The following is a 20,193-nucleotide window of genomic DNA, read 5'->3' as shown; positions in this document are numbered from 1 at the left end:
CGTGGCACGCGTGATCCGCCCCGGTTCGCTCACCGCGCAACCACCCTCGCCCCCGTAGAATCGCCCCGTGCCAGCAGCTTCCTCCACCGCCGCCTACGACGCCCGCCACCTCCAGGTCCTCGAAGGACTCGAGGCGGTGCGCAAACGCCCCGGCATGTACATCGGCTCGACGGACTCGCGCGGGCTCATGCACTGCCTGTGGGAGATCCTCGACAACTCCGTCGACGAGGCCCTCGGCGGCTTCGGCTCCGCGATCCGCGTCGAGCTGCACGCCGACGGCTCCGTCGAGGTGCGGGACAACGGGCGCGGCGTGCCCGTCGACGTCGAGCCGCGCACCGGGCTGACCGGCGTCGAGGTCGTCTACACCAAGCTGCACGCCGGCGGGAAGTTCGGCGGCGGCTCCTACGCCGCCTCGGGCGGCCTGCACGGCGTGGGCGCCTCCGTCGTCAACGCCCTCTCGGCCCGCCTCGACGTCGAGGTGGACCGCGGCGCGAAGACCTACGCGATGTCCTTCCAGCGCGGCGTGCCCGGCGTCTTCACGGACGGCCCCGACGGCCCTGCGGCGGATGCCCCCTTCACCCCGGTCACCGAGGGCGCCGCGGAGCTGCGCGTGGTCGGCCGGGCCCGGCGCGGCGTGACCGGCACCCGGGTGCGCTACTGGGCCGACCCCCAGATCTTCGTCAAGGGCTCCCATTTCTCCATCGAGGAGCTCACGCGGCGCGCCCGCCAGACCGCCTTCCTCGTGCCCGGCCTCGAGATCACCGTCTCCGACCATCGCCCCGAGCGCGCCCCGGAGGCGCCCGAGGACGTCTCCTACCGCTACGACGGCGGCATCGCCGAGTTCGTCGAGTACCTCGCGACCGACGAGCGCATCACCGACGTGATCCGCCTGACCGGCTCGGGCGACTACACCGAGACCATCCCCGTGCTCGACGACAAGGGGCACATGGTCTCGCGTGACGTCGACCGCACGTGCGAGGTCGATATCGCGCTGCGCTGGGGCGGCGACTACGAGACCACGCTGCGCTCCTTCGTCAACATCGTCGCGACGCCCAAGGGCGGCACCCACGTCTCCGGCTTCGAGCAGGCTCTGCTCAAGACCCTGCGCAAGCAGGTCGACAACCAGGCGCGACGCGTGAAGTTCAACGCCAAGAACGAGAAGATCGAGAAGGACGACACCCTCGCCGGCCTCACCGCGGTCGTCACGGTGCGGCTCGAGGAGCCCCAGTTCGAGGGCCAGACCAAGGAGGTGCTCGGCACGCCCGCCGTGCGCCAGATCGTCGCCCGCGTCGTCGAGGAGCGGCTCACGGCGTTCCTCACCTCGACGAAGAAGGGCGAGAAGGAGCAGGCCGCCCTCGTCGTCGACAAGGTCGTCTCGGAGATGCGCGCCCGCATCGCCGCGCGCATGCACAAGGAGGTCTCGCGCCGCAAGAACGCCCTCGAGTCCTCGACCATGCCGACCAAGCTCGCCGACTGCCGCTCGACCGACGTCGAGCGCTCGGAGCTGTTCATCGTCGAGGGCGACAGCGCGCTCGGCACCGCCAAGCACGCTCGCAGCTCCGAGTTCCAGGCGCTCCTGCCGATCCGCGGCAAGATTCTCAACGTGCAGAAGGCGTCCATCACGGACATGCTCAAGAACGCCGAGTGCGGCGCGATCATCCAGGTGCTCGGCGCCGGGAGCGGCCGCACCTTCGACCTCGACGCCGCGCGCTACGGCAAGATCATCATGATGAGCGATGCCGACGTCGACGGCGCCCACATCCGCACCCTGCTGCTGACCCTCTTCCACCGCTACATGCGCCCCATGCTCGAGGCGGGCCGGATCTACGTGGCCGTGCCGCCCCTGCACCGCGTCGAGATCATCCACGGCGGCGGCAAGAAGAACGAGTTCGTCTACACCTACTCCGAGGCGGAGCTCACCCGGCTGCTCAAGAGCCTCGAGAAGCGCCGCAAGCGCTACAAGGAGCCGATCCAGCGCTACAAGGGCCTCGGCGAGATGGACGCCGACCAGCTTGCGGACACCACGATGGACCCGCGCCACCGCACCCTGCGTCGGGTGAGGATCGAGGACGCCGAGGCCGCGGCCACCATGTTCGAGCTGCTCATGGGCTCGGACGTCGCCCCCCGCAAGCAGTTCCTCATCGAGGGCGCCCACGAGCTCGACCAGGAGCGGATCGACGCGTGAGCCGCCCCTCTCGGGCGCGGGCGGATCTGGGAGGATGAGGCCATGAGCCTCGCCGTGCGTGTGATCCCCTGCCTCGACGTCGACGCCGGCCGCGTGGTCAAGGGCGTCAACTTCCGCGACCTGCGCGACGCGGGCGACCCGGTCGAGCTCGCGGCCCGGTACGACGCGATGGGCGCCGACGAGCTGACCTTCCTCGACGTCACGGCCTCGAGCGGCGGACGCGACACCATGATCGACGTCGTGCGCTCCGCCGCCGAGCAGATCTTCATCCCTCTCACCGTCGGCGGCGGCGTGCGCTCGGCCGGCGACGTCGACCAGCTGCTGCGGGCGGGCGCCGACAAGGTCGGGGTCAACACCGCGGCGATCGCGCGACCGGCCCTCGTCGGGGAGATCGCCGAGCGCTTCGGCAACCAGGTGCTCGTGATCTCGATCGACGCCCGTCGCGTCACCGACGACACGCCCGAGGGCACGGCCCGCGGCGGGAGCGGCTTCGAGGTCACGACCCACGGGGGGCGCCGCGGCACCGGCATCGACGCGCTCGCCTGGATCACCGAGGTCACCGAGCGCGGCGCCGGCGAGATCCTGCTCAACTCGATGGACGCCGACGGCACCGAGCGGGGCTTCGACCTCGAGCTGATCCGCGGCGCCCGGGCTGCCACGACCGTCCCGCTCATCGGCTCGGGCGGCGCGGGCCGCGCCGAGGACTTCCCGCCCGCGATCCGGGCGGGCGCCGACGCGGTGCTCGCCGCGAGCGTCTTCCACTTCGGGACCCTCACGGTCGCCGACGTCAAGGAGGCGCTGGCCGCCGACGGGCTGCCGGTCCGCTGACCTCGGCGAGCTCAGCCCTCCCGCACCGACAGGCGCACGCGCACCGCGTGGGAGGCGCCGGGCTCGAGCGGCACGAAGCCCTCCTTGGCGGCGGCGGTCTCCACGCACACGAAGCCGGTCCACGCGTCGTCGGGCATGTCCGCCAGCTGCTGCGCGCCCTCGGCCCACGGGTTCCACACGACGGTGCGGGTCGAGCCGGCGGGCTCCTCGCGCAGGATGCGGCCCGCGACCGGGTCGCGGACCTCGACCTCGTCGTCGACGGCGTAGATGCGATCGGTGGGCCCCGTGAGCACGACGGGGTCATGGCCCTCGACCCGCGGGGCGAGGGCCTCGGTGTTGTCGAGGTAGGCGGCGCCGGCCAGGCCGTCCAGCTGCACCTCGCGCACGTCGGAGACGGCGAGGTAGGTGTGCAGCGCGCTCTCGAGCTCGAGGGGCTCGCTCCCGGCCGTGATCGTGAGCTCGACCGTGAGGTGCTCGCCCACGCTCACGAAGGCGCGCGCCGTGATGCCCGCACCGGACGGGTCGGCGTCCTGAAGCGCGAGCACGAGGGTGACGGCCTCGCCGATCCGCTCGGCCGCCTCGAGCTCCCACCGGGCGCTGCGCAGCCAGCCGTGCGCGGGGCTCGTGCGGCCGTCGCGCCCGGGCCCGAACCACGGGCCGATCAGGGGGATGCCGCCGCGGATCGAGGCGCCACGGCCGTATCGAGCCTGCGGGCTCACCCACAGCACGTCGTCGCCGTCCGCGGGGACCCATGAGGTGACGTGGGCGCCGTCGAGATGGATCGTCGCACGGGAGGCGGCGGTCTCGACGAGGAGGGCGGGAGCGTCGTGCACGGTGGCACGGCGCACGCCGGCGGGCAGGGAGATCACGGAGTCGTCCATGGGGGCCATCCTGCCAGGGCCGCGCACGGCGCGTCTCGGCTCAGCCCGCGTCGCCCTGGCCGGTGGACGAGCCCGCCGTGGCCCCGCTGCCCTGGGTCTGGGAGCTGCCCTGGTTCTGGGAGCCTCCCTGGTCCTGCTGGCCGCTGCCGGAGCCGCCGGACCCGGAGCCGCTGCCCGACCCGGACCCGCTGCCCGAGCCGTTGTCGCCCGTGTCGCCGCTGTCGCCCTGGCTCGGCGAGGGGCTCGAGCCGTCGTCGTCGTCGGTGCCGCTCGTGGTCGAGGTGCTGCTCGGCGCGCTGCTCGAGGCGTCGTCGCCCGGCGCGGTCGACGGCGCCTCGGTGGGCGTCGTGCCCTGGTCGGGGTCGGAGGTGCGCGAGGAGACCGAGTCGTCTCCCGTGACCGAGCGCTGCACGGTGCCGGTCCCCGGCGAGAGCTCGGTGCCGATGGCCTTCTGCACGCCGAACACGACGAGCGTGGCGATCGCGCCGATCACGACGGTCAGCAGCACGATGCGGCCGATGCGCCGCCCGGTGCCCGGCCGCTCCTCCTGCTCGGCCGTCTCCTCGGGCGCCGCGGCCTGCAGGGCGTCGGATCCGGCGGCCGTGCGCGAGCGGTGCTGGGCGGCGGTGCGGCGCATCCTGCGCGTGACGGTCGAGGCGGCCTGCTTGGTGCGGCGCACCGAGTCGGAGTAGAGCGCGAGCGCGACCGCCGAGACCACCGAGGTGAGGAACGCGCCGATGACGGTCCCGGCCACCCCCAGCTGTCCGCCGATGACGGAGGCCGTCGCGGCGGCCGCGCCGCCCACTCCCAGCCCGGCGGGACTGAGCGTCTTGACCTTGGACTCGGGCTCGGGCTCGGGTGCTCTCCGGTCGCCGTGATCCGGGGGAGGGGGCGAGGACGGGGTCGAGGGGCGCGCACCGGGATCGGACATGACGCCATTGTCGGGCCCGCTCCCCGCAGGCCGCGCGCAAAGGTCCTGGGCGAACCCTGGCAACGGAGGCCGGATCGCCTCTGACCTGCACCGTCGTCGATCGTGAATCGCCTCACGGCGGGCAGGTCGTGTCGCTCAGCCCACGGCGGCGACGGGCACCGCGACCGGCGAGCCCGAGCCGTCGCGCCGTCCCAACGGGGCCGGGAGGTCGATCGGCTGGCCGGCCTCCGAGCAGGCGCGGGCGGGCGAGGGGACCACCCACGCGCCGATGAGCGCGTCCTCGCCCCGCAGGAAGCGGTGGCAGCGCACGCCGCCCGTGGCACGCCCCTTGGCGGGGTACTCCGTGAGCGCGGTGACCTTGAGCGAGCCGGTCTGGGTGGTCGGGAGCGCGCCAGCGCTGCCCGCGATCGTCACCACCTCCGCCTCGCGGGTCACGTCGACGGCCGTGAAGGCGAGGACCCGCGCGCCGGCGGCGAGCTTGACGCCCGCTACGCCGCCCGCGCCGCGGCCCTGCGGGCGCACCCCGGAGGCCGGGAAGTGCAGGAGCTGGGCGTCGGTCGTCACGAACACGAGATCGAGGTCCTGATCGGACTCGAGGTCCACGGCGCCGACCACCTCGTCGTCGCCCTTGAGCGCGATGATCTCGAAGCCGTCGCCGCGCGGGAGGTCCGGCGTCACGCGCTTGACCACGCCGTCGCGGGTGCCGAGCGCGAAGCCGCCGCCCCGCTCGAGGTCCCCGGCGGCCGCGCGCACGAGCGCGACGATCCGCTCGCCGCGCTCGAGGGCCACGAGATCGGCGAGGCGGGCGCCGCCCGCGAGGGAGGGCGGGCCCGCGGTGGGCGCGATCGCGGGCAGGTCGACGACCGAGAGGTGCAGCAGACGGCCCGCGCTCGTGACCACGCCGACGGTCGCGCGCGCCGAGGTCAGGACCTCCGCGACGACGACGTCGTGGGCGCTGCGGCCGCCGTCGCGCACGAGCGGCTCGTCGCCCGCGAGCCGGGCCACGAGGCCCGTGCCGGTCAGCAGCACCCGGCACGGTTCGTCCGCGACCTCGAGGTCGGCGCCGAGGGCCGCGACGGGCTGGGCCGAGGCCTCGAGCAGCACCGTGCGCCGCGGGGTGCCGTGCTCGGCGGCGACCTGGGCGAGCTCGGCGGACACGAGGGCGCGCAGCACCTCGTCGGAGCCGAGGATCTCCTCGAGGCGCTCGATCTCGGCGCGCAGCTCGTCCCGCTCGCCCTCGAGCTCGATGCGGGAGAACCTCGTCAGGCGCCGCAGGCGCAGCTCGAGGATGTACTCGGCCTGGACCTCGGACAGGTCGAACACCTGCATGAGGCGGGTGCGCGCGGTCTCGGCGTCGTCGCTCGAGCGGATGATCTGGATGACCTCGTCGATGTCGAGGATCGCGATCAGCAGGCCCTCGACGAGGTGCAGCCGGTGCCGGCGGCGCCCCAGGCGGTGCTCGGTGCGGCGCCGCACCACCTCGAGGCGATGGGCGATGAACACCTCGAGCAGCGCCACGAGGCCGAGCGTGCGCGGCTGGCCGTCCACGAGGGCGACGTTGTTGATGCCGAAGGAGTCCTCCATCGGCGTGTGCTTGTAGAGCTGCTCGAGCACGGCCTCCGGGTTGAAGCCGGACTTCACCGTCATCACGAGGCGCAGGCCGTGGTGGCGGTCCGTGAGGTCCTGGTAGTCGCTGATGCCCTGGACCTTCTTGGCCTGGACGGCGTCGCGCAGCTTCTCGGCCACCTTCTCGGGGCCCACCAGGTAGGGCAGCTCGGTGACGACGATGCCCTTCTTGCGGCTCGTCACGTTCTCGATGCGCGCGGTCGCCCGGATCCGGAACGAGCCGCGGCCGGTCCGGTAGGCGTCGCGGATCCCGTCGAGCCCGACGATGCGGCCGCCCGTGGGCAGGTCGGGGCCGGGCACGAGGCGCATGAGGTCCTCGAGCGACGCGTCGGGGTGGGCGAGCAGATGACGGGCCGCGGCGATCACCTCGACCAGGTTGTGGGGCGCCATGTTCGTGGCCATGCCCACCGCGATCCCGGAGGCCCCGTTGACCAGGAGGTTGGGGAACTGGGCGGGCAGCACCGAGGGCTGGAGCAGCTGGTTGTCGTAGTTGGGCACCATGTCCACGACGTCCTCGTCGAGCGAGTCCGTCATGAGCGTCGCGGCCCGCGAGGGCCGCGCCTCCGTGTAGCGCGCGGCGGCCGGCCCGTTGTCGAGCGAGCCGAAGTTGCCGTGCCCGTCCACGAGCGGCAGGCGCATCGCGAACGGCTGGGCCATGCGCACGAGCGCGTCGTAGATGGCGGAGTCGCCGTGCGGGTGCAGCTTGCCCATCACGTCGCCCACCACGCGCTGGGACTTCACGTGCCCGCGATCGGGGCGCAGCCCCATCGTGTCCATCGTGTAGAGGATGCGGCGCTGCACGGGCTTGAGGCCGTCGCGCGCGTCCGGCAGGGCGCGCGAGTAGATCACCGAGTACGCGTACTCGAGGAACGACGTCTCCATCTCGCTCGTGACGTCGACGTCGAGGATCGTGCCGTCGACGTTCTCCTCGCCCTCGGGCGTGCTGCTGCTGGTGGTCCTGCGTGCTGGCATGGTCTCCATCCTGCCGCATGGGGCCCGCCGTTCCGTGCACGCGGGGACGTGCGACGGGCAGATGCCGCGGGACCGTCCGCCTGCCGTCCGTCGGTCCGGGTGGGTAGGGTCGGGTCATGGCAGCACGGCGCGACGAGGCCCCCGCTCGCCCCCCGCGGCGAGCACCGGTGCCCTACCCCGCCCATTGGGAGGCGGACATCGCGCTGCGCGACGGCACCGCGGCCCACCTGCGCCCGATCCTGCCGAGCGACGCGCAGGCTCTGCAGCGCTTCCACATGGCCCAGTCCGAGCAGTCGCGCTACTTCCGCTTCTTCGCGCCCATGCCCGAGCTCTCGCCGCGCGATCTCGAGCGCTTCACGGTCGTCGACCACCGAGACCGGGAGGCGCTCATCGTGCTCCACGGCGACGAGATCATCGCCGTCGGCCGCTACGACCGGGTCGAGCCCACGGAGGCCGAGGTCGCCTTCAACGTCTCGGACCACTACCAGGGCAAGGGCCTGGGCTCCGTCCTGCTCGAGCACCTCGCCGCCGCCGCCCGCGAGGTGGGCATCCACACCTTCATCGCCGAGGTGCTCCCGCAGAACCACCGGATGATCTCCGTGTTCACCGACGCCGGCTTCGACATCCGGCGCAGCTTCGACGACGGCGTGGTCGCCGTCGAGTTCGCGATCGACCCCACCGCACGCTCCGAGGCGGTGCGCGCCGAGCGCGAGCACCGCGCCGAGGCGCGCGCCATGGAGCGCATGCTCACCCCGGCGTCCGTGCTCGTCGTGGGCGTCTCCGCGAGCCGGGACAGCGTGGGCGGGCGGATCCTGCGGGCCCTCGAGTCCTCCGGCTACGACGGGCTCGTGCACGTGGTCACGCGGGACGCCTTCGAGGTGGGCGGGCGCCGCGCCTACTCGCGCATCTCCGAGGTGCCCGGCCCCGTCGACATGGCGGTGCTCGCGCTGCGTGCGGTCGACGCGGTCGACGCGATCTCCCAGTGCGCCGCGATCGGGGTGGGCTCCCTCGTGATCCCCTCCGAGGGCTTCGCCGACATCGGCGAGGACGGCGCACGCCTGCAGCGTGAGCTCGTCGCGCGCGCCCGCCGCCACGGCATGCGCCTGCTCGGGCCCGCCGCCTTCGGCTTCCTGCGCACGGGGGAGCGCCCCATCAACGTGTCGCTGTCCCCGCGCCTGCCGCGGCCGGGATCGACGGCGCTCGCCGGCCAGTCGAGCGCCCTGGCCGCGATGATCCTCGCCGGCGCGGACGCGCGCGGCGTGGGGGTCGCCGAGTTCGTCGGCTCGGGCAACCGCGCGGACGTCTCGATCAACGACTGCCTCCAGCGCTGGGACGAGGACCCCGCGGTCTCGGTGATCGGCCTGGCCCTGGAGTCGATGGGCAACCCGCGCAAGTTCACGCGCCTGGCCCGCCGCGTCACGCGCACTAAGCCGGTCGTCGTGCTGCGGCCGCCCGGCCTCACGGGGACGGCTCCTCCCGGCCACGAGGTGCGCACCTCGGCCCTGCCGCGTCGCGCGCTCGACCAGGTGCTCGCGAGCGCGGGCGTCGTGCCCACGCGCAGCGTCGACCATCTCGCCGACGTCCTCGAGATGCTCGATCGCGAGGGCGTGCCCCCGGGTACCCGGGTGGGGCTGATCGCGAACAACCCCGCGCTCGGCGCCTCCCTGCGGGGCGCGGCCGACGACTTCGGCCTCGAGGTCGCCGCCGAGAACCGCGCGGTGCCGCTGCGCGAGGACCCTCGGCTGATCCTGCGGGCCTTCACCCGGATGGCCGCGCCCGGCGGCGTCGACGTCGTCGTGCTCGGCATCCTCGACCCCCTGACGGCCGATCTCGCCGACCTCCTCCGCCAGCTCGCGACGGTCGCCGACGGCAGCGCCGTCGCGCTCGTGGTATGCGTCGTCTCCGACCCCGAGCGCTACGAGGCCCTGCGCGCCCAGGTGCGCGAGGACCACGTGCTGCCGCCCCTGCACACGACGCCCGCCCTCGCGATGCGCGCGGCGGCGGGGGCCATCGCCCACGTGCGCCGTCCCCTCGCCGACGACGCGGAGCCCGCCGAGCGGGCCGACGTCGACCGGGAGGGCGCGCGCGCCCGGGTCCGCGCGCTGCTCGAGGCGTGCGACGACCCGGCGCGCGGCCTCGAGCTGGACACCGCCCAGGCGCGCGCCCTGCTCGCCGCCTACGGCCTGGACCTGCTCGACTCGCGCGTGGTCGAGGACGAGGAGCAGGCGCTCGCCGCGGCCTCCGAGCTCGGCTATCCCGTGGCCCTCAAGTCGACCGATCCGCTGCTCGCCCACCGCGCGGACCTCGGCGGCGTGCGCCTGGACATCCCCGACGCCGTGCAGCTGCGCCACGCCCACGCGGCCATGCGGCGCGAGCTCGGCTTCTCGAGCGCGCCCCTCCTGGTCCAGCCCATGGCGCCCACGGGCGTGGCGGTCGTCGTGCGCTCCCAGGAGGACCCGTCGCTCGGCCCCGTCGTGAGCTTCTCGCTCGCGGGCGACGCCGCCGACCTGCTCGGGGACGTCGCCTACGACATCCCGCCCTTCACCGAGGCCGGCGCGGCGCGGCTCGTCGCCCGCCCCGCGACCGCCGTCAAGCTCGACGGGAACCGGGGTCTGCCCGCCGTCGACCGGGCCGCCCTCGCCGAGACCGTGATCCGCGTGGGCCTCATGGCCGAGGACCTGCCCGAGCTGGAGACCCTCGAGCTGTACCCCGTCGTGGTCTCGGTGCACGGCGCCGCGCTCGTCGGCGCCCGCATCCACCTCGCGACCGCTCCCAACCGCACCGACGGCGCCCGGCGGGCCCTGCTCGACCCCGACGAGCTCGGGGGCGGCGCCGGCGGGCGTGCGAGGATGGCCACGTGACCTCGTCCCTCCCCGCCGACCTCGAGCGCGAGCTGCTGCGCGCCGGCTACTTCCCCCAGACCGCCGCGGCCTGCCTCGAGCGGAGCCTGCGCGGCGCCCGTGTCGCCGGGCACCTGGTGCGGCCCGAGACCACCTTCGACGGCGCCGAGGTGCGCCGCCACCTCACCGTGCTGGCCCTCACGGACCGTCACCTCATCGTCTCCCACCTCGACGACGACCAGGCCGACGAGCTCAACCCCAGCCAGGTCGTCGTCACCACCGAGCGCGTGCTCCTGTCGCGCATCACCACGACCGGCATGTCCCAGGTGTTCGACACCGAGGGGACCTCGGCGCGGGCCCGCGAGGCCGAGGTGACCCTCGGCATCACGTGGGGCGGGAGCCGCCGCCTCGAGCTCGAGCGCGGCTGGTGCGACGATCCCGAGTGCCAGGCCGACCACGGCTGGACGGGCACCGTCGCCCCCTCCGACATCGCCCTGCGGGTGAGCGCCCTCGCGGACGGCGAGGGCGCGATCGAGCAGGCCCTCGACTTCCACGCCCTCCTGGTCGACGCCGTCGACGCGCTCGACGCGCGCTAGCCCGTGGCCCGTCCCCCGAGCGCGGTCGCCCCGTGGCCCGCCGACCTGCTCGCGCCGCCGTACGCCGACGGCGCCCACCCCGGCCTGACCGACGTGCTCGCCCCGCTGCTGGCCCCCGAGGCCGCGGGCGCGGGTCGCGACGTCGTGGTGCTGCTCGACGGCGTCGGCTCCGAGCTGCTCGCCGAGCACCTGGCCCTCACGCCGGTGCTGCGCTCGCTGCGCGAGCGCACGACGACGCTGCGCACCGTGGCCCCCTCCACGACCGCGACCGCGATCACCTCGCTCACGACGGGACTGGCGCCCCTCGTGCACGGCGTGCTCGGCTACACCGTGATCGATCCCGCGCGGGGCGGCCCGCTGCAGCAGCTCACGGGGTCCGAGGACGCCGACCCCGAGGCCTGGATGCCCGAGCCCGCGCCCGCGCAGTCGTCCGCGCGGCGCGCCGTGCACGTGGGCCCCGCCCAGCACGCGGGCTCGTTCCTGAGCCGCGTGGCCTATCGGGGCTGGACCTTCACCGGGCACCGCCGGGGCGACGAGCGGGTCGACGCGGTGCGCCTCGCGGCCCGCCGCGCAGGGGAGGACGGCCTCGTGTTCCTCCACGTCGACGACGTCGATCACGCGGGACACCGGCACGGCACGGACTCCGAGGCGTGGCGCGACGCGCTCGCCGAGGCCGACGCGCTGCTCGGCACGCTCCTGCGACGGCTCCCGCGGGGCACCCGGGTGCACGTGACGGCCGATCACGGCATGGTCGACACCTCGGCGGCGCTCACGGTGGACCTGGCCGCCCACGCGGACATCCACCGGGACATCGAGATCTGCGCCGGCGAGTCGCGGTGCCTGCTGCTGCGCACGCGGGGGTCCGCCGCGGACGCGGCGCGCCGTCTGCGGGAGACGGTGGGGGAGCGGGCGCTCGTGCTCGAGAGGGACGAGGTGCTCGCCGCGGGGCTCTTCGGGCCCACCGGGCTCGTGCCGTCGGCGCGGGTCGCCGAGCGCCTGCCCGATGTGATGCTGCTCGCGCGCGGCCGTCACATCGTGACGGACACGATCCTGCGGCCCCCGCAGAAGCACCCGGAGGTGGGCGTGCACGGCTCGCTCACCGCACGCGAGGCGCTCGTCCCGCTCGTGCGCACGAGCGTGGGCGACTGACGCCGCCCGGGCTCAGTCGTCGCTCTTGGACCCGAAGACGATCTCGTCCCAGCTGGGGATGCTCGAGCGCTTGGTGCGCGGCTTCTTCTTGGCCGGGGCGGGGGAGCCCTCGCCGTCGAAGCCCGGCAGCGGGGTCAGCTCGACGGTGTCGCCGTGGTGCGACTCGGGCGCCGACGGCGTCCGGTCCTCCGCGTCCGTCCCCGTCCCGTCCTCGGCGTCGGGCGTCTCGGCGCCCTCGCCCTCGACCTCGTCGGCCTCGGTGTCCCCGCCCTCGGGCGGGTCGACCTCGTCGGCGTGCTCGCGCAGCGCCTCGGCGTCGGCGTCGGGGTCGGCGGCCTCGTCGAGCCGCGACCACACGGAGCCCTCCTGGCCCTCCTGGCCCTCCTGAGATGCGTCGGAGGGCGCGGTGCGCGAGGTCAGCGAGCGCAGGCCGCGACGTGCGTTGAGCGCGTCGAGGTCGTCCTCGGCGATCGCGGCCGGATGCTCGTCGCGAGGGGTGCGGCGCACCGAGCCCCACGGCGTCGACGGCGCCTCCTCGTGGTCGACGCCGCCGTCGGCCTCGACGTCGTAGACGCGTCCCTTGACCGCGGTCAGGCGGGGCCGTCCCCGGCCCTCGCCCGCGACCGGCGCCTCGTCGTCGGTGAGCCAGCGCGCCTCGTCGTCGTCGGCCGTCACGGCCTGGCGCGGCATGTCGACGTTCCAGTGCGCCTCGCGCGCCCGACCCCCGGCCTCGAAGGCCAGCTCGATGGTCCAGGTGCCGTCGTCGTTGCGCCATGCGTCCCAGCGCGCCTCGGGATCGGCCTGACGGGCGCGCAGTCGCTGCGCCGCCAGATCGCCGAGGGTCGGGCCGCCGCCGCGGCCCACGTGGAAGGCGCGGGCGCGCTCGGCGATGTACTCGCGCTCGGCGAGCACGGGCCCCTCGAAGCGGCGCACGTGCTCGACGTCGACGTCCGCGATCCGCGCGATCTCCTCGGCGTCGCGGCCGGCGCGCAGCATGGCCTGGATCTCGCGCGGCCGCAGCGGCGCATGCTGGGCGGCCTGGATCATGCCGAGGGCGGGGCGGTCGCGGCGCACCGCGGCCCGCAGGGCCTCGTCGATCCGGAGCGTGTACCGCTCGCCGTCGGAATCGGTCATGACGAGATGGTCTCCGTCGTCGTGGATCCCGTCGAGCTGGAGTTCGCGCATCCTGGGTCCTCTCCTCGCCATCGGCTGGGCACGTCCGACGATCATAACCGCACGTAGGGGAGCTCTTGCAGATTCTGTTGCAGGTCCGGCGCCCGAGTGCAATAATCTCGGCGCGTCCGGCGTTGCCGGGAGTGTCGACACCGGTCGGGGACCACCCGGGCACACGCATCGGGCGCCACCTGAGCGGGTCGGACGACCGCTCATCCCACCACCACGAACGGACCGTAGATGGCCACTGATTACGACGCTCCCCGCAAGAACGACGAGGAGAACGGCGAGGACTCCCTCGAGGAGCTGAAGGGCCGCCGCAACGAGGCCTCCTCACCGGCCGTCGACGAGGACGAGGCCGAGTCCGCCGACAGCTACGAGCTGCCCGGGGCGGACCTGTCGGGCGAGGAGCTCTCGGTGCGGGTGCTGCCCCGCCAGGCCGACGAGTTCACGTGCGGCTCGTGCTTCCTGGTCAAGCACCGCAGCCAGATCGACCACGTCGAGGGCACCCTCATCATCTGCAAGGAGTGCGCCGCCGCCTGAGCGGCACCAGCTCCGCACGCGCGAGGGGCGCACCGGGATCACCCGGTGCGCCCCTCATCGTCGTGGGCGAGCGTGCAGCGGACGGCGGATCAGGCCCGCTCGCGGGCGGCCAGCACGGCGAGCGCGAGCTGCTCGGGGCGGCGCGAGGAGATGACCCACGCGGTCGTGGGGTCCTCGTCGTCGAGCACCGGCACCCGCACGCCCTCGCGCAGCCAGCCGCGCGTGCAGTGATAGGCGAGCGGTTCGAAGCCCGTGCTCATGGTCTCGGCCCAGCCGTCGGCGTCGAGCGTCTCGGGGGCGCCCAGCAGCTCCGGCTCGATGCGGGCCCGGCCCACCGCGACGTGCTCCCCGGTCACCTCGACGAGGGGAGAGGTCACCGCGAGGGCGACGCACACCGCGATCGCCATCGCGATCGCGACCACGACCGCGGCGACCACGGAGATGGGGACGAGGATGACCCCGAAGATCGCGCCGGTGACCGCGGCGACGATCCACACGGGGACGCTGGGCGTCAGCCGTTCCCGGTACAGCGGGACGGCGGGGCTCGGGGCGGAGGTCTGCGGCGCGGCGACGGACATGGCCCCATCGTCTCACGCACCGCGGAGTCGGTACGCTGGCGCGCATGCCGACCCCCGAGCCCCCTCTCGACGCGCCCGTCATGCCGCTCGCCCTCGACGAGGGCGCGACCGCCCCCTCGCGCGCCCACCCCGACGACGCGGGCCTGGACCTGTGCGCGGCCGAGGACGTCCGGATCCCGCCGCTCGGCCGGGCCCTCGTCGGCACCGGCATCCGGGTGGCCCTGCCCGCCAGCACGTTCGGGATGGTCAGCCCGCGATCCGGGATGGCCGTGCGCCACGGGGTCACAGTCCTCAACGGTCCCGGTATCGTGGACGCAGGCTACCGCGGCGAGATCCGGGTGCCGTTGCACAACACGGACCCCGAGAAGACCTTCGCGGTCCGCCGCGGAGACCGGATCGCCCAGCTGGTCGTCGTCCCCTTCGTCGCTCCGACGCTGCGCGAGGTCGACGACCTCGACGCGACCGCCCGCGCCGCCGGCGGCTTCGGATCCAGCGGCGGCTTCGGCGGCGGCACGCCCGGCACACGAGAGGAATGAGACGCGTGGGACTGTTCTCCCGCAGCAGGAGCAAGGACGACGAGACCCCGAAGGCCGGCACGCCGGCCCCGACGGGCGACCCGACCGCCGAGGAGGCGACGGACGCCGACGCGCCCGAGGACGCCGGGACGGACGACGACACCCTCGCGGGCGGCCCCTTCGACGAGGCCGACGCACCCGAGGAGGACCGCATCGACCTCGGCGGCCTGCGGGTGCCGATGGTGGACGGCATGGAGCTGCGGCTCGAGATGGACCAGCGCACGCGCGCCGTGACCGGGGCCAACCTCGTGCTCGACGGCTCCTCCCTGCAGATCCAGGCGTTCGCGGCCCCCAAGTCGCGCGGGCTGTGGGACGAGGTGCGCGCCTCCCTGCGCGAGTCCGTCTCCTCCCAGGGCGGCACGGCCGAGAGCCGCGAGGGCGCCTTCGGGCCCGAGCTCGTGTGCCGTCTCCCGCTCAAGCGGGCCGACGGCCGCACCGGCTACCGCCCTGCGCGCTTCCTCGGGGTCGACGGCCCCCGCTGGTTCCTGCGCGCGATCCTCTCGGGCCCCGCGGTCGGGGACGCCGAGGCCTCGCGGCGTTTCGAGCGGATCCTCTCCCGGGTCGTGGTCGTGCGCGGCTCGGAGGCGATGGCGCCGCAGGAGCTGATCGCGATGCACCTGCCCGGGCAGCGGCCCGGCCTCGTGCCCGCCGAGGGAGCAGGTCTCGACCCGCTCGCCCGCGGGCCCGAGATCACCCAGGTCGGCGGCTGATCCACCCCGTATGGACCTGCGCCCCGCCCCGCGGCCGACGCTCCTGCAGCGTCTGGCGCGCCTGTTCGCGCCGACCGACGAGATCGACGCCGAGCGCGCCCGCCGTGAGGCCGAGCGCGCCGGCTACGACAACGTCCGCGACATCGGCGGCCGGCAGAAGGTCGCGCTCACGGGGTTCATCTCCTCGATGGTGATCCACCCCCGCGGCGCCGCCGCCTCGGTCGAGGCGGACCTGTTCGACGGCACCGGCACGATCACCCTGATCTGGCTGGGCCGCGAGCGGATCCCCGGGATCGTGCCCGGCACCCGGCTCACGGTGACGGGCTTCGCCGCCAAACGCGGCAACCACCGTGTCATGTACAACCCGCGCTACGAGATCATCGCCCGCGCGGGAGAGGAGCAGGAGTGAGCGAACGACCCGACCCCGTCACCCGGGCGGAGCCCGAGGCCCCTGCCACGGGCATGGGGGCCGTGCTGCGCGAGTCCGAGTTCTCCGCGGCCGACGCCGTGGGCGGCTGGCGCGGCGTGCTCGAGTCGGTGCTGCCCACCCTCGTGTTCGTCGTCCTGTTCGTCACGACGGGCGACCTGCGCATCCCCGCGATCGCCGCGATCGCCGTGTGCGCGGTCGCCGTGCTCGCACGCCTCGTCCAGCGCCAGAACGTCGGGAGCGCCCTGGGTGGCCTCATCGGCGTCGCGATCGGGGCGGTGTGGGCCATGCGCTCGGGCAGCGGCTCGGACTTCTATCTGCCCGGCATCCTCATCAACGCCGCGACCTTCGTGGTCCTCGTGCTGTCGATCCTCGTGCGCCGGCCGCTCGTCGCGCTCATCGCCGGGGTCTTCGACCCGCGCGTCGCCGACTGGGCCCAGGACCGCGACGCCGTGCGCACCTACCGACGCGGGACCTGGCTGCTCGCCGCGCTCTACGGCGTCAAGGGCGCGGTCCAGCTGATCCTGTGGCAGAGCGGCGCCGTCGCCGCCCTCGGCATCGTCAAGCTCGTGATGGGGCTGCCGCTGTTCGCCCTCGTGGTGTGGGTGATCTGGCTCATGCACCGCGCGCTCCTGCACCGGCGCGGCGACGTCACCGATCGTCGGTAGGCACCAAGATCGACTGGATCTGCTGGAGGTGGCCGGTCTCGGCGAGGAACAGCAGCTCGTCGGCCGCCTCGATCCCGTCGTGGGGGGTGGGCGCGAGGGGGCGCCCGTCGCGGATGATCCCCACCAGCACCGATCCCGCGGGCCAGCGCAGGGACCCGACGGTGCGACCCACCTTCGGGCTGCCCTCGGGCACCGTGATCGAGACCATCTGGGTCGCCGAGCCCGCGAACTCGAACAGCTTGACGACGCGCCCGACCGAGACCGCCTCCTCGACGAGCGCCGTCATCGTGCGTGGCGTCGAGACGGCCACGTCGACGCCCCACGTCGAGTCGAACATCCACTCGTTGGAGGGGTGGGACACGCGCGCCACGGTGCGCGGCACCCCGAACTCGGTCTTGGCGAGCAGCGAGACCACGAGGTTGACCTTGTCGTCGCCCGTCGCTGCGACCGTCACCTCGGCGTCCTCGAGCCCGCAGTCGGCGAGCACCGAGATCTCGCACGCGTCGCCCTGGACCCAGTGGGCGTCCGGCACCGAGGCGACCCGCTCGGAGGAGGCGCTGCGGTCCACGAGCACGATCTCGTGGCCCTTGTCGATGAGCTCGGCGGCGATCGAGCGGCCCACGCCGCCCGCGCCCACGATGACGACCTTCACCGCTCCTCCGTCCCCGCCGGGCTCGGGTCCGCACCGGTCGGCGCCGTCCTCGCCGACTCGGCGCACGCCTCGGCCTTGCGATGGGCCAGCATGGTCTCGACCCGCGCGAGCTGGTCGGTGCGGACCATCAGGTGGAGCCGGTCGCCCTCCTGCAGGCGGGTCTCGGCCGTGGGCAGTACGCCCTCGCCCAGCCGTGTGAGGTAGGCGGCCCGGGCGTGCGCGAGGTTCTCGACCTCGGCGAGCGGCGAGCCGATCCAGCTCGGCTCGGCGTCGACCGTGATCATGGTCAGGGAGCCGGAGACGTCGCGGTACTCGTGGTTGGGGCTGCCGGGGATCATCCGGCTCATCACCTGGTCCGCGGTCCAGCGCACGGTCGCGACGGTCGCGATGCCGAGGCGCTCGTAGACCTCGGCGCGCCGCGGGTCGTAGATGCGGGCCACGACGTTGCGCACGCCGTAGCGCTCGCGCGCGATGCGCGCCGCGATGATGTTGGAGTTGTCACCGCTCGAGACGGCGGCGAAGGCCGCCGCCGACGCGGTCCCGGCCTCGTCGAGCGTCGCCCGGTCGAAGCCGACCCCCGCGACGCAGCGCCCCGAGAAGTCGGCGCCGAGGCGGCGGAAGGAGGCGGGATCGTGGTCGACGACGGTCACCGAGTGCCCCATCGCGGTCGCCTTGACGGCGAGCATCGAGCCGACGCGCCCGCAGCCCATGATCACGAAGTGCACGGGTCCTCCTCCGGGCGGACGTCCGGCCCGCCGGGCGGCGAGCGCGCCCCCACTGTAGACGCTCGTGCGTCTCGCGGGCGCGCGGGCGGGATTACCCTGTGGGCGTGCCAGGGCTCTACTCCTCCCTCAAGCGGGTCGTCGTCGGTCGCGCGTATGCGAGCGAGCGCCTGGCGCACGAGCGCCTGCCCATCCGGCTGGCCCTGCCGACCTTCGCCGCCGACGCCCTCAGCTCGGTCGCGTACGCGCCCGACGAGATCCTGCTGACCCTCGCGGTCGCGGGGTACAGCGCCTACGCGATCAGCCCGTGGGTGGGCCTGGCGGTCGTGGCGGTGATGGCGATCGTGGTCCTGACCAACCGGGTCATCGTGCGCGAGTACCCCTCGGGCGGCGGTGACTTCGAGGTCGTCGAGAAGAACCTCGGCACCGCGGCGGGACGCGTCGTGGGCTCCGCGCTGCTCGTGGACTACATGCTCACCGTCGCGGTCTCGATCTCGCAGGCCGCCCGCTACTCCTCGGGCGTGATCCCGTCGCTGCACGGCCACGAGACGCCCTTCGCCCTGGGCCTGATCGGCCTGCTCGCCCTCGTCAACCTGCGCGGCGTGCGCGCCTCGGGCGTGACGCTCGCGATCCCGGTGTACCTGTTCATGGGCACGATCGGCGCGACCGTCCTGGTGGGCGCGATCGAGGCGCTCTCGGGCACCCTGGGCTCGGCCCCGAGCGCGGGCTTCGAGCTCGAGCCCTCCGCCGCCTTCGAGCACGGCCTCACCGCGCTCGGCGCCTCGCTGCTGCTCCTGCGCGCGTTCTCGAGCGGCTGCGCGGCCCTGACCGGGGTCCAGGCGATCGGCAACGGCGTGCCGTCCTTCCAGGCGCCCAAGTCCCGCAACGCGGGCATCACCCTCGTGCTGCTGGGCGTCATCTCGTCGGCCATGATCATGGGGATCCTGCTGCTGGCCCGCCTCACGGGGGTGACGTACGTCGAGACCCCGTCGGCGCAGCTGCTGCGCGACGGCGCACCCGTGACCGGCTACCAGCAGCTCCCGGTGATCGGGCAGATCGCGCAGGCGGTCTTCTCCCCGGACTCGTTCATGTTCTACGTCGTCTCGGTGGTCACGGCGCTCGTGCTGTTCCTCGCCGCCAACACCGCCTTCCACGGCTTCCCCAACCTCGCGAGCGCCCTCGCGCGCGCCGACTACGTGCCCCATCAGCTGCGCGTGCGCGGCGACCGCCTGGCCTACTCCAACGGCATCCTGGCCCTGACCCTGCTCGCGGGGGCCCTCGTCTGGCTCACCGACGCCGACGTCACCCTGCTCGTGCAGATGTACATCGTCGGCGTGTTCGTCTCGTTCTCGCTCAGCCGCCTGGGCATGATCCGCCACTTCACACGGCGCCTGCGGGTCGCGACCCGCCGGGCGGACCGGCGCGCGATGGCCGTCGGCCGCGCCATCAGCGCCGTCGGGTTCGTGCTCGTGACCCTCGTGCTCGTGATCGTGCTGGTCACCAAGCTCACCCACGGCGCCTGGGTCGCGGTGACCATGATGGCGGTGCTGTGGGCCGGCATGACGGCCGTGCGCTCCCACTATCGGCAGGTGCAGCACGAGCTGGCCCTCGAGCCCGCCGCGGCCGACGGCGCGGAGTCGGCCGTCGACCTCGCGGCGCTGCCCTCGCGCTCGCACGCCGTCGTGCTCGTCTCGACCCTGGACCGTCCCACCATCCAGGCCCTCTCGGTCGCGGCCGCCGCCCGGCACACGACGCTCGAGGCGCTCACGATCGACGACCAGGACGCCGACGTGTCCGCGCTCATCGCCCGCTGGCGCGATCTCGACATGCAGGTGCCGCTGCGCGTCATGTACTCCCCGTACCGCGCGTTCGCCGCCCCCGTGCTCGCCTACGTGCACGTGCTGGCCAGGCGCAACCCGCGCGATGTCGTGGTCGTCTACATCCCGGAGTTCCTGGTGGGACACTGGTGGGAGTGGTTCCTCCACAACCACTCGGCACGTCGCCTCCGTGCACGCCTGTCCCACCTTCCCCGGGTGGTCGTCTCGACCGTCCCGTGGCAGCTGGGCTCCGCCCGCGAGGCTGCCGGTCAGATCCGCGCCCAGGCCTCCTCCTCGGCGCTCGCACGAAGGTGACTGCA

18 protein-coding genes are annotated in these 20,193 nt (G+C 74.0%); 11 read left to right on the top strand and 7 right to left on the bottom strand.

Annotation, left to right across the window (positions count from 1 at the left end):
- Positions 1-67 precede the first annotated feature (67 nt).
- Positions 68-2,185: a DNA gyrase/topoisomerase IV subunit B gene (locus BRM3_RS12880; RefSeq protein WP_263593701.1), complete on the top strand. Its 2,118-nt coding sequence runs from the start codon at positions 68-70 to the stop codon at positions 2,183-2,185.
- A 42-nt stretch (positions 2,186-2,227) separates the two neighbouring features.
- Positions 2,228-3,013 (top strand): imidazole glycerol phosphate synthase subunit HisF, encoded by a 786-nt coding sequence (hisF, locus tag BRM3_RS12875; protein ID WP_263593700.1) that lies wholly within the window; start codon positions 2,228-2,230, stop codon positions 3,011-3,013.
- 11 nt (positions 3,014-3,024) lie between these two features.
- Here the strand turns inward: hisF and BRM3_RS12870 are convergent, their stop codons facing one another.
- From BRM3_RS12870 to BRM3_RS12860, 3 genes are all read right to left on the bottom strand, one after another.
- On the bottom strand, positions 3,025-3,894 hold the full coding sequence (locus BRM3_RS12870; RefSeq protein WP_263593699.1) for a D-hexose-6-phosphate mutarotase: 870 nt from the start codon (positions 3,892-3,894) through the stop codon (positions 3,025-3,027).
- A gap of 40 nt (positions 3,895-3,934) precedes the next feature.
- Positions 3,935-4,825, bottom strand: coding sequence for a hypothetical protein (locus tag BRM3_RS12865; protein WP_263593698.1), 891 nt, complete (start codon positions 4,823-4,825; stop codon positions 3,935-3,937).
- 135 nt (positions 4,826-4,960) lie between these two features.
- The gene (locus BRM3_RS12860) at positions 4,961-7,423 is read right to left on the bottom strand and encodes a DNA gyrase/topoisomerase IV subunit A (RefSeq protein WP_263593697.1); all 2,463 of its coding nucleotides are present in this window, start codon (positions 7,421-7,423) and stop codon (positions 4,961-4,963) included.
- Between the two features lie 116 nt (positions 7,424-7,539).
- On the opposite strand from BRM3_RS12860, the gene BRM3_RS12855 reads away from it, so the two are divergent.
- The 3 genes from BRM3_RS12855 to BRM3_RS12845 are packed head-to-tail and all read left to right on the top strand — an operon-like array spanning position 7,540 to position 12,008.
- Entirely contained in the window at positions 7,540-10,284 is a 2,745-nt protein-coding gene (locus BRM3_RS12855; RefSeq protein WP_263593696.1) for a bifunctional acetate--CoA ligase family protein/GNAT family N-acetyltransferase, read from the top strand.
- Positions 10,281-10,859, top strand: a complete 579-nt coding sequence (locus tag BRM3_RS12850) for a DUF5998 family protein (protein ID WP_263593695.1) — start codon at positions 10,281-10,283, stop codon at positions 10,857-10,859. Before BRM3_RS12855 ends, BRM3_RS12850 begins: the two co-directional genes overlap by 4 nt.
- Positions 10,860-10,862: 3 nt before the next feature.
- Positions 10,863-12,008 (top strand): alkaline phosphatase family protein, encoded by a 1,146-nt coding sequence (locus BRM3_RS12845; protein WP_263593694.1) that lies wholly within the window; start codon positions 10,863-10,865, stop codon positions 12,006-12,008.
- Between the two features lie 12 nt (positions 12,009-12,020).
- Here BRM3_RS12845 and sepH read toward each other — a convergent pair whose 3' ends face one another.
- Positions 12,021-13,193 carry a septation protein SepH gene (sepH, locus tag BRM3_RS12840; RefSeq protein ID WP_263593693.1) on the bottom strand — a complete coding sequence of 391 codons (1,173 nt, stop codon included), beginning with the start codon at positions 13,191-13,193 and terminating at the stop codon, positions 12,021-12,023.
- Positions 13,194-13,421: 228 nt separating this feature from the next.
- Here sepH and BRM3_RS12835 point away from each other — a divergent pair, with 228 nt between their 5' ends.
- Positions 13,422-13,724, top strand: a complete 303-nt coding sequence (locus BRM3_RS12835) for a DUF4193 domain-containing protein (RefSeq protein ID WP_263593692.1) — start codon at positions 13,422-13,424, stop codon at positions 13,722-13,724.
- 89 nt (positions 13,725-13,813) lie between these two features.
- Here BRM3_RS12835 and BRM3_RS12830 read toward each other — a convergent pair whose 3' ends face one another.
- Positions 13,814-14,302, bottom strand: a complete 489-nt coding sequence (locus tag BRM3_RS12830; protein WP_263593691.1) for a DUF3093 domain-containing protein — start codon at positions 14,300-14,302, stop codon at positions 13,814-13,816.
- 44 nt (positions 14,303-14,346) lie between these two features.
- Here BRM3_RS12830 and dut point away from each other — a divergent pair, with 44 nt between their 5' ends.
- The 4 genes from dut to BRM3_RS12810 are packed head-to-tail and all read left to right on the top strand — an operon-like array spanning position 14,347 to position 16,682.
- Positions 14,347-14,838: a dUTP diphosphatase gene (gene dut / locus BRM3_RS12825; RefSeq protein ID WP_263593690.1), complete on the top strand. Its 492-nt coding sequence runs from the start codon at positions 14,347-14,349 to the stop codon at positions 14,836-14,838.
- Positions 14,835-15,587: a DUF3710 domain-containing protein gene (locus tag BRM3_RS12820; RefSeq protein ID WP_396126952.1), complete on the top strand. Its 753-nt coding sequence runs from the start codon at positions 14,835-14,837 to the stop codon at positions 15,585-15,587. The genes dut and BRM3_RS12820 overlap by 4 nt, the downstream gene beginning before the upstream one ends.
- A gap of 10 nt (positions 15,588-15,597) precedes the next feature.
- The gene (locus tag BRM3_RS12815) at positions 15,598-15,996 is read left to right on the top strand and encodes an OB-fold nucleic acid binding domain-containing protein (RefSeq protein ID WP_263593688.1); all 399 of its coding nucleotides are present in this window, start codon (positions 15,598-15,600) and stop codon (positions 15,994-15,996) included.
- Entirely contained in the window at positions 15,993-16,682 is a 690-nt protein-coding gene (locus tag BRM3_RS12810; protein ID WP_263593687.1) for a DUF3159 domain-containing protein, read from the top strand. The genes BRM3_RS12815 and BRM3_RS12810 overlap by 4 nt, the downstream gene beginning before the upstream one ends.
- On the opposite strand, the gene BRM3_RS12805 is transcribed toward BRM3_RS12810, so the two are convergent.
- Complete coding sequence (locus tag BRM3_RS12805; protein ID WP_263593686.1) at positions 16,666-17,334, bottom strand: potassium channel family protein; 669 nt, start codon at positions 17,332-17,334, stop codon at positions 16,666-16,668. The two genes, BRM3_RS12810 and BRM3_RS12805, sit on opposite strands and share 17 nt — an antisense overlap.
- Complete coding sequence (locus BRM3_RS12800; RefSeq protein ID WP_263593685.1) at positions 17,331-18,059, bottom strand: potassium channel family protein; 729 nt, start codon at positions 18,057-18,059, stop codon at positions 17,331-17,333. The genes BRM3_RS12805 and BRM3_RS12800 overlap by 4 nt, the downstream gene beginning before the upstream one ends.
- A gap of 104 nt (positions 18,060-18,163) precedes the next feature.
- Here BRM3_RS12800 and BRM3_RS12795 point away from each other — a divergent pair, with 104 nt between their 5' ends.
- Entirely contained in the window at positions 18,164-20,188 is a 2,025-nt protein-coding gene (locus tag BRM3_RS12795; RefSeq protein WP_263593684.1) for an APC family permease, read from the top strand.
- Positions 20,189-20,193: the final 5 nt, after the last annotated feature.

This window comes from Brachybacterium huguangmaarense, assembly GCF_025725725.1.
GTDB lineage: Bacteria > Actinomycetota > Actinomycetes > Actinomycetales > Dermabacteraceae > Brachybacterium > Brachybacterium huguangmaarense.
The sequence above is the reverse complement of the archived record's forward strand: the minus strand, read 5'-3'. Positions and strand labels throughout refer to the sequence as shown.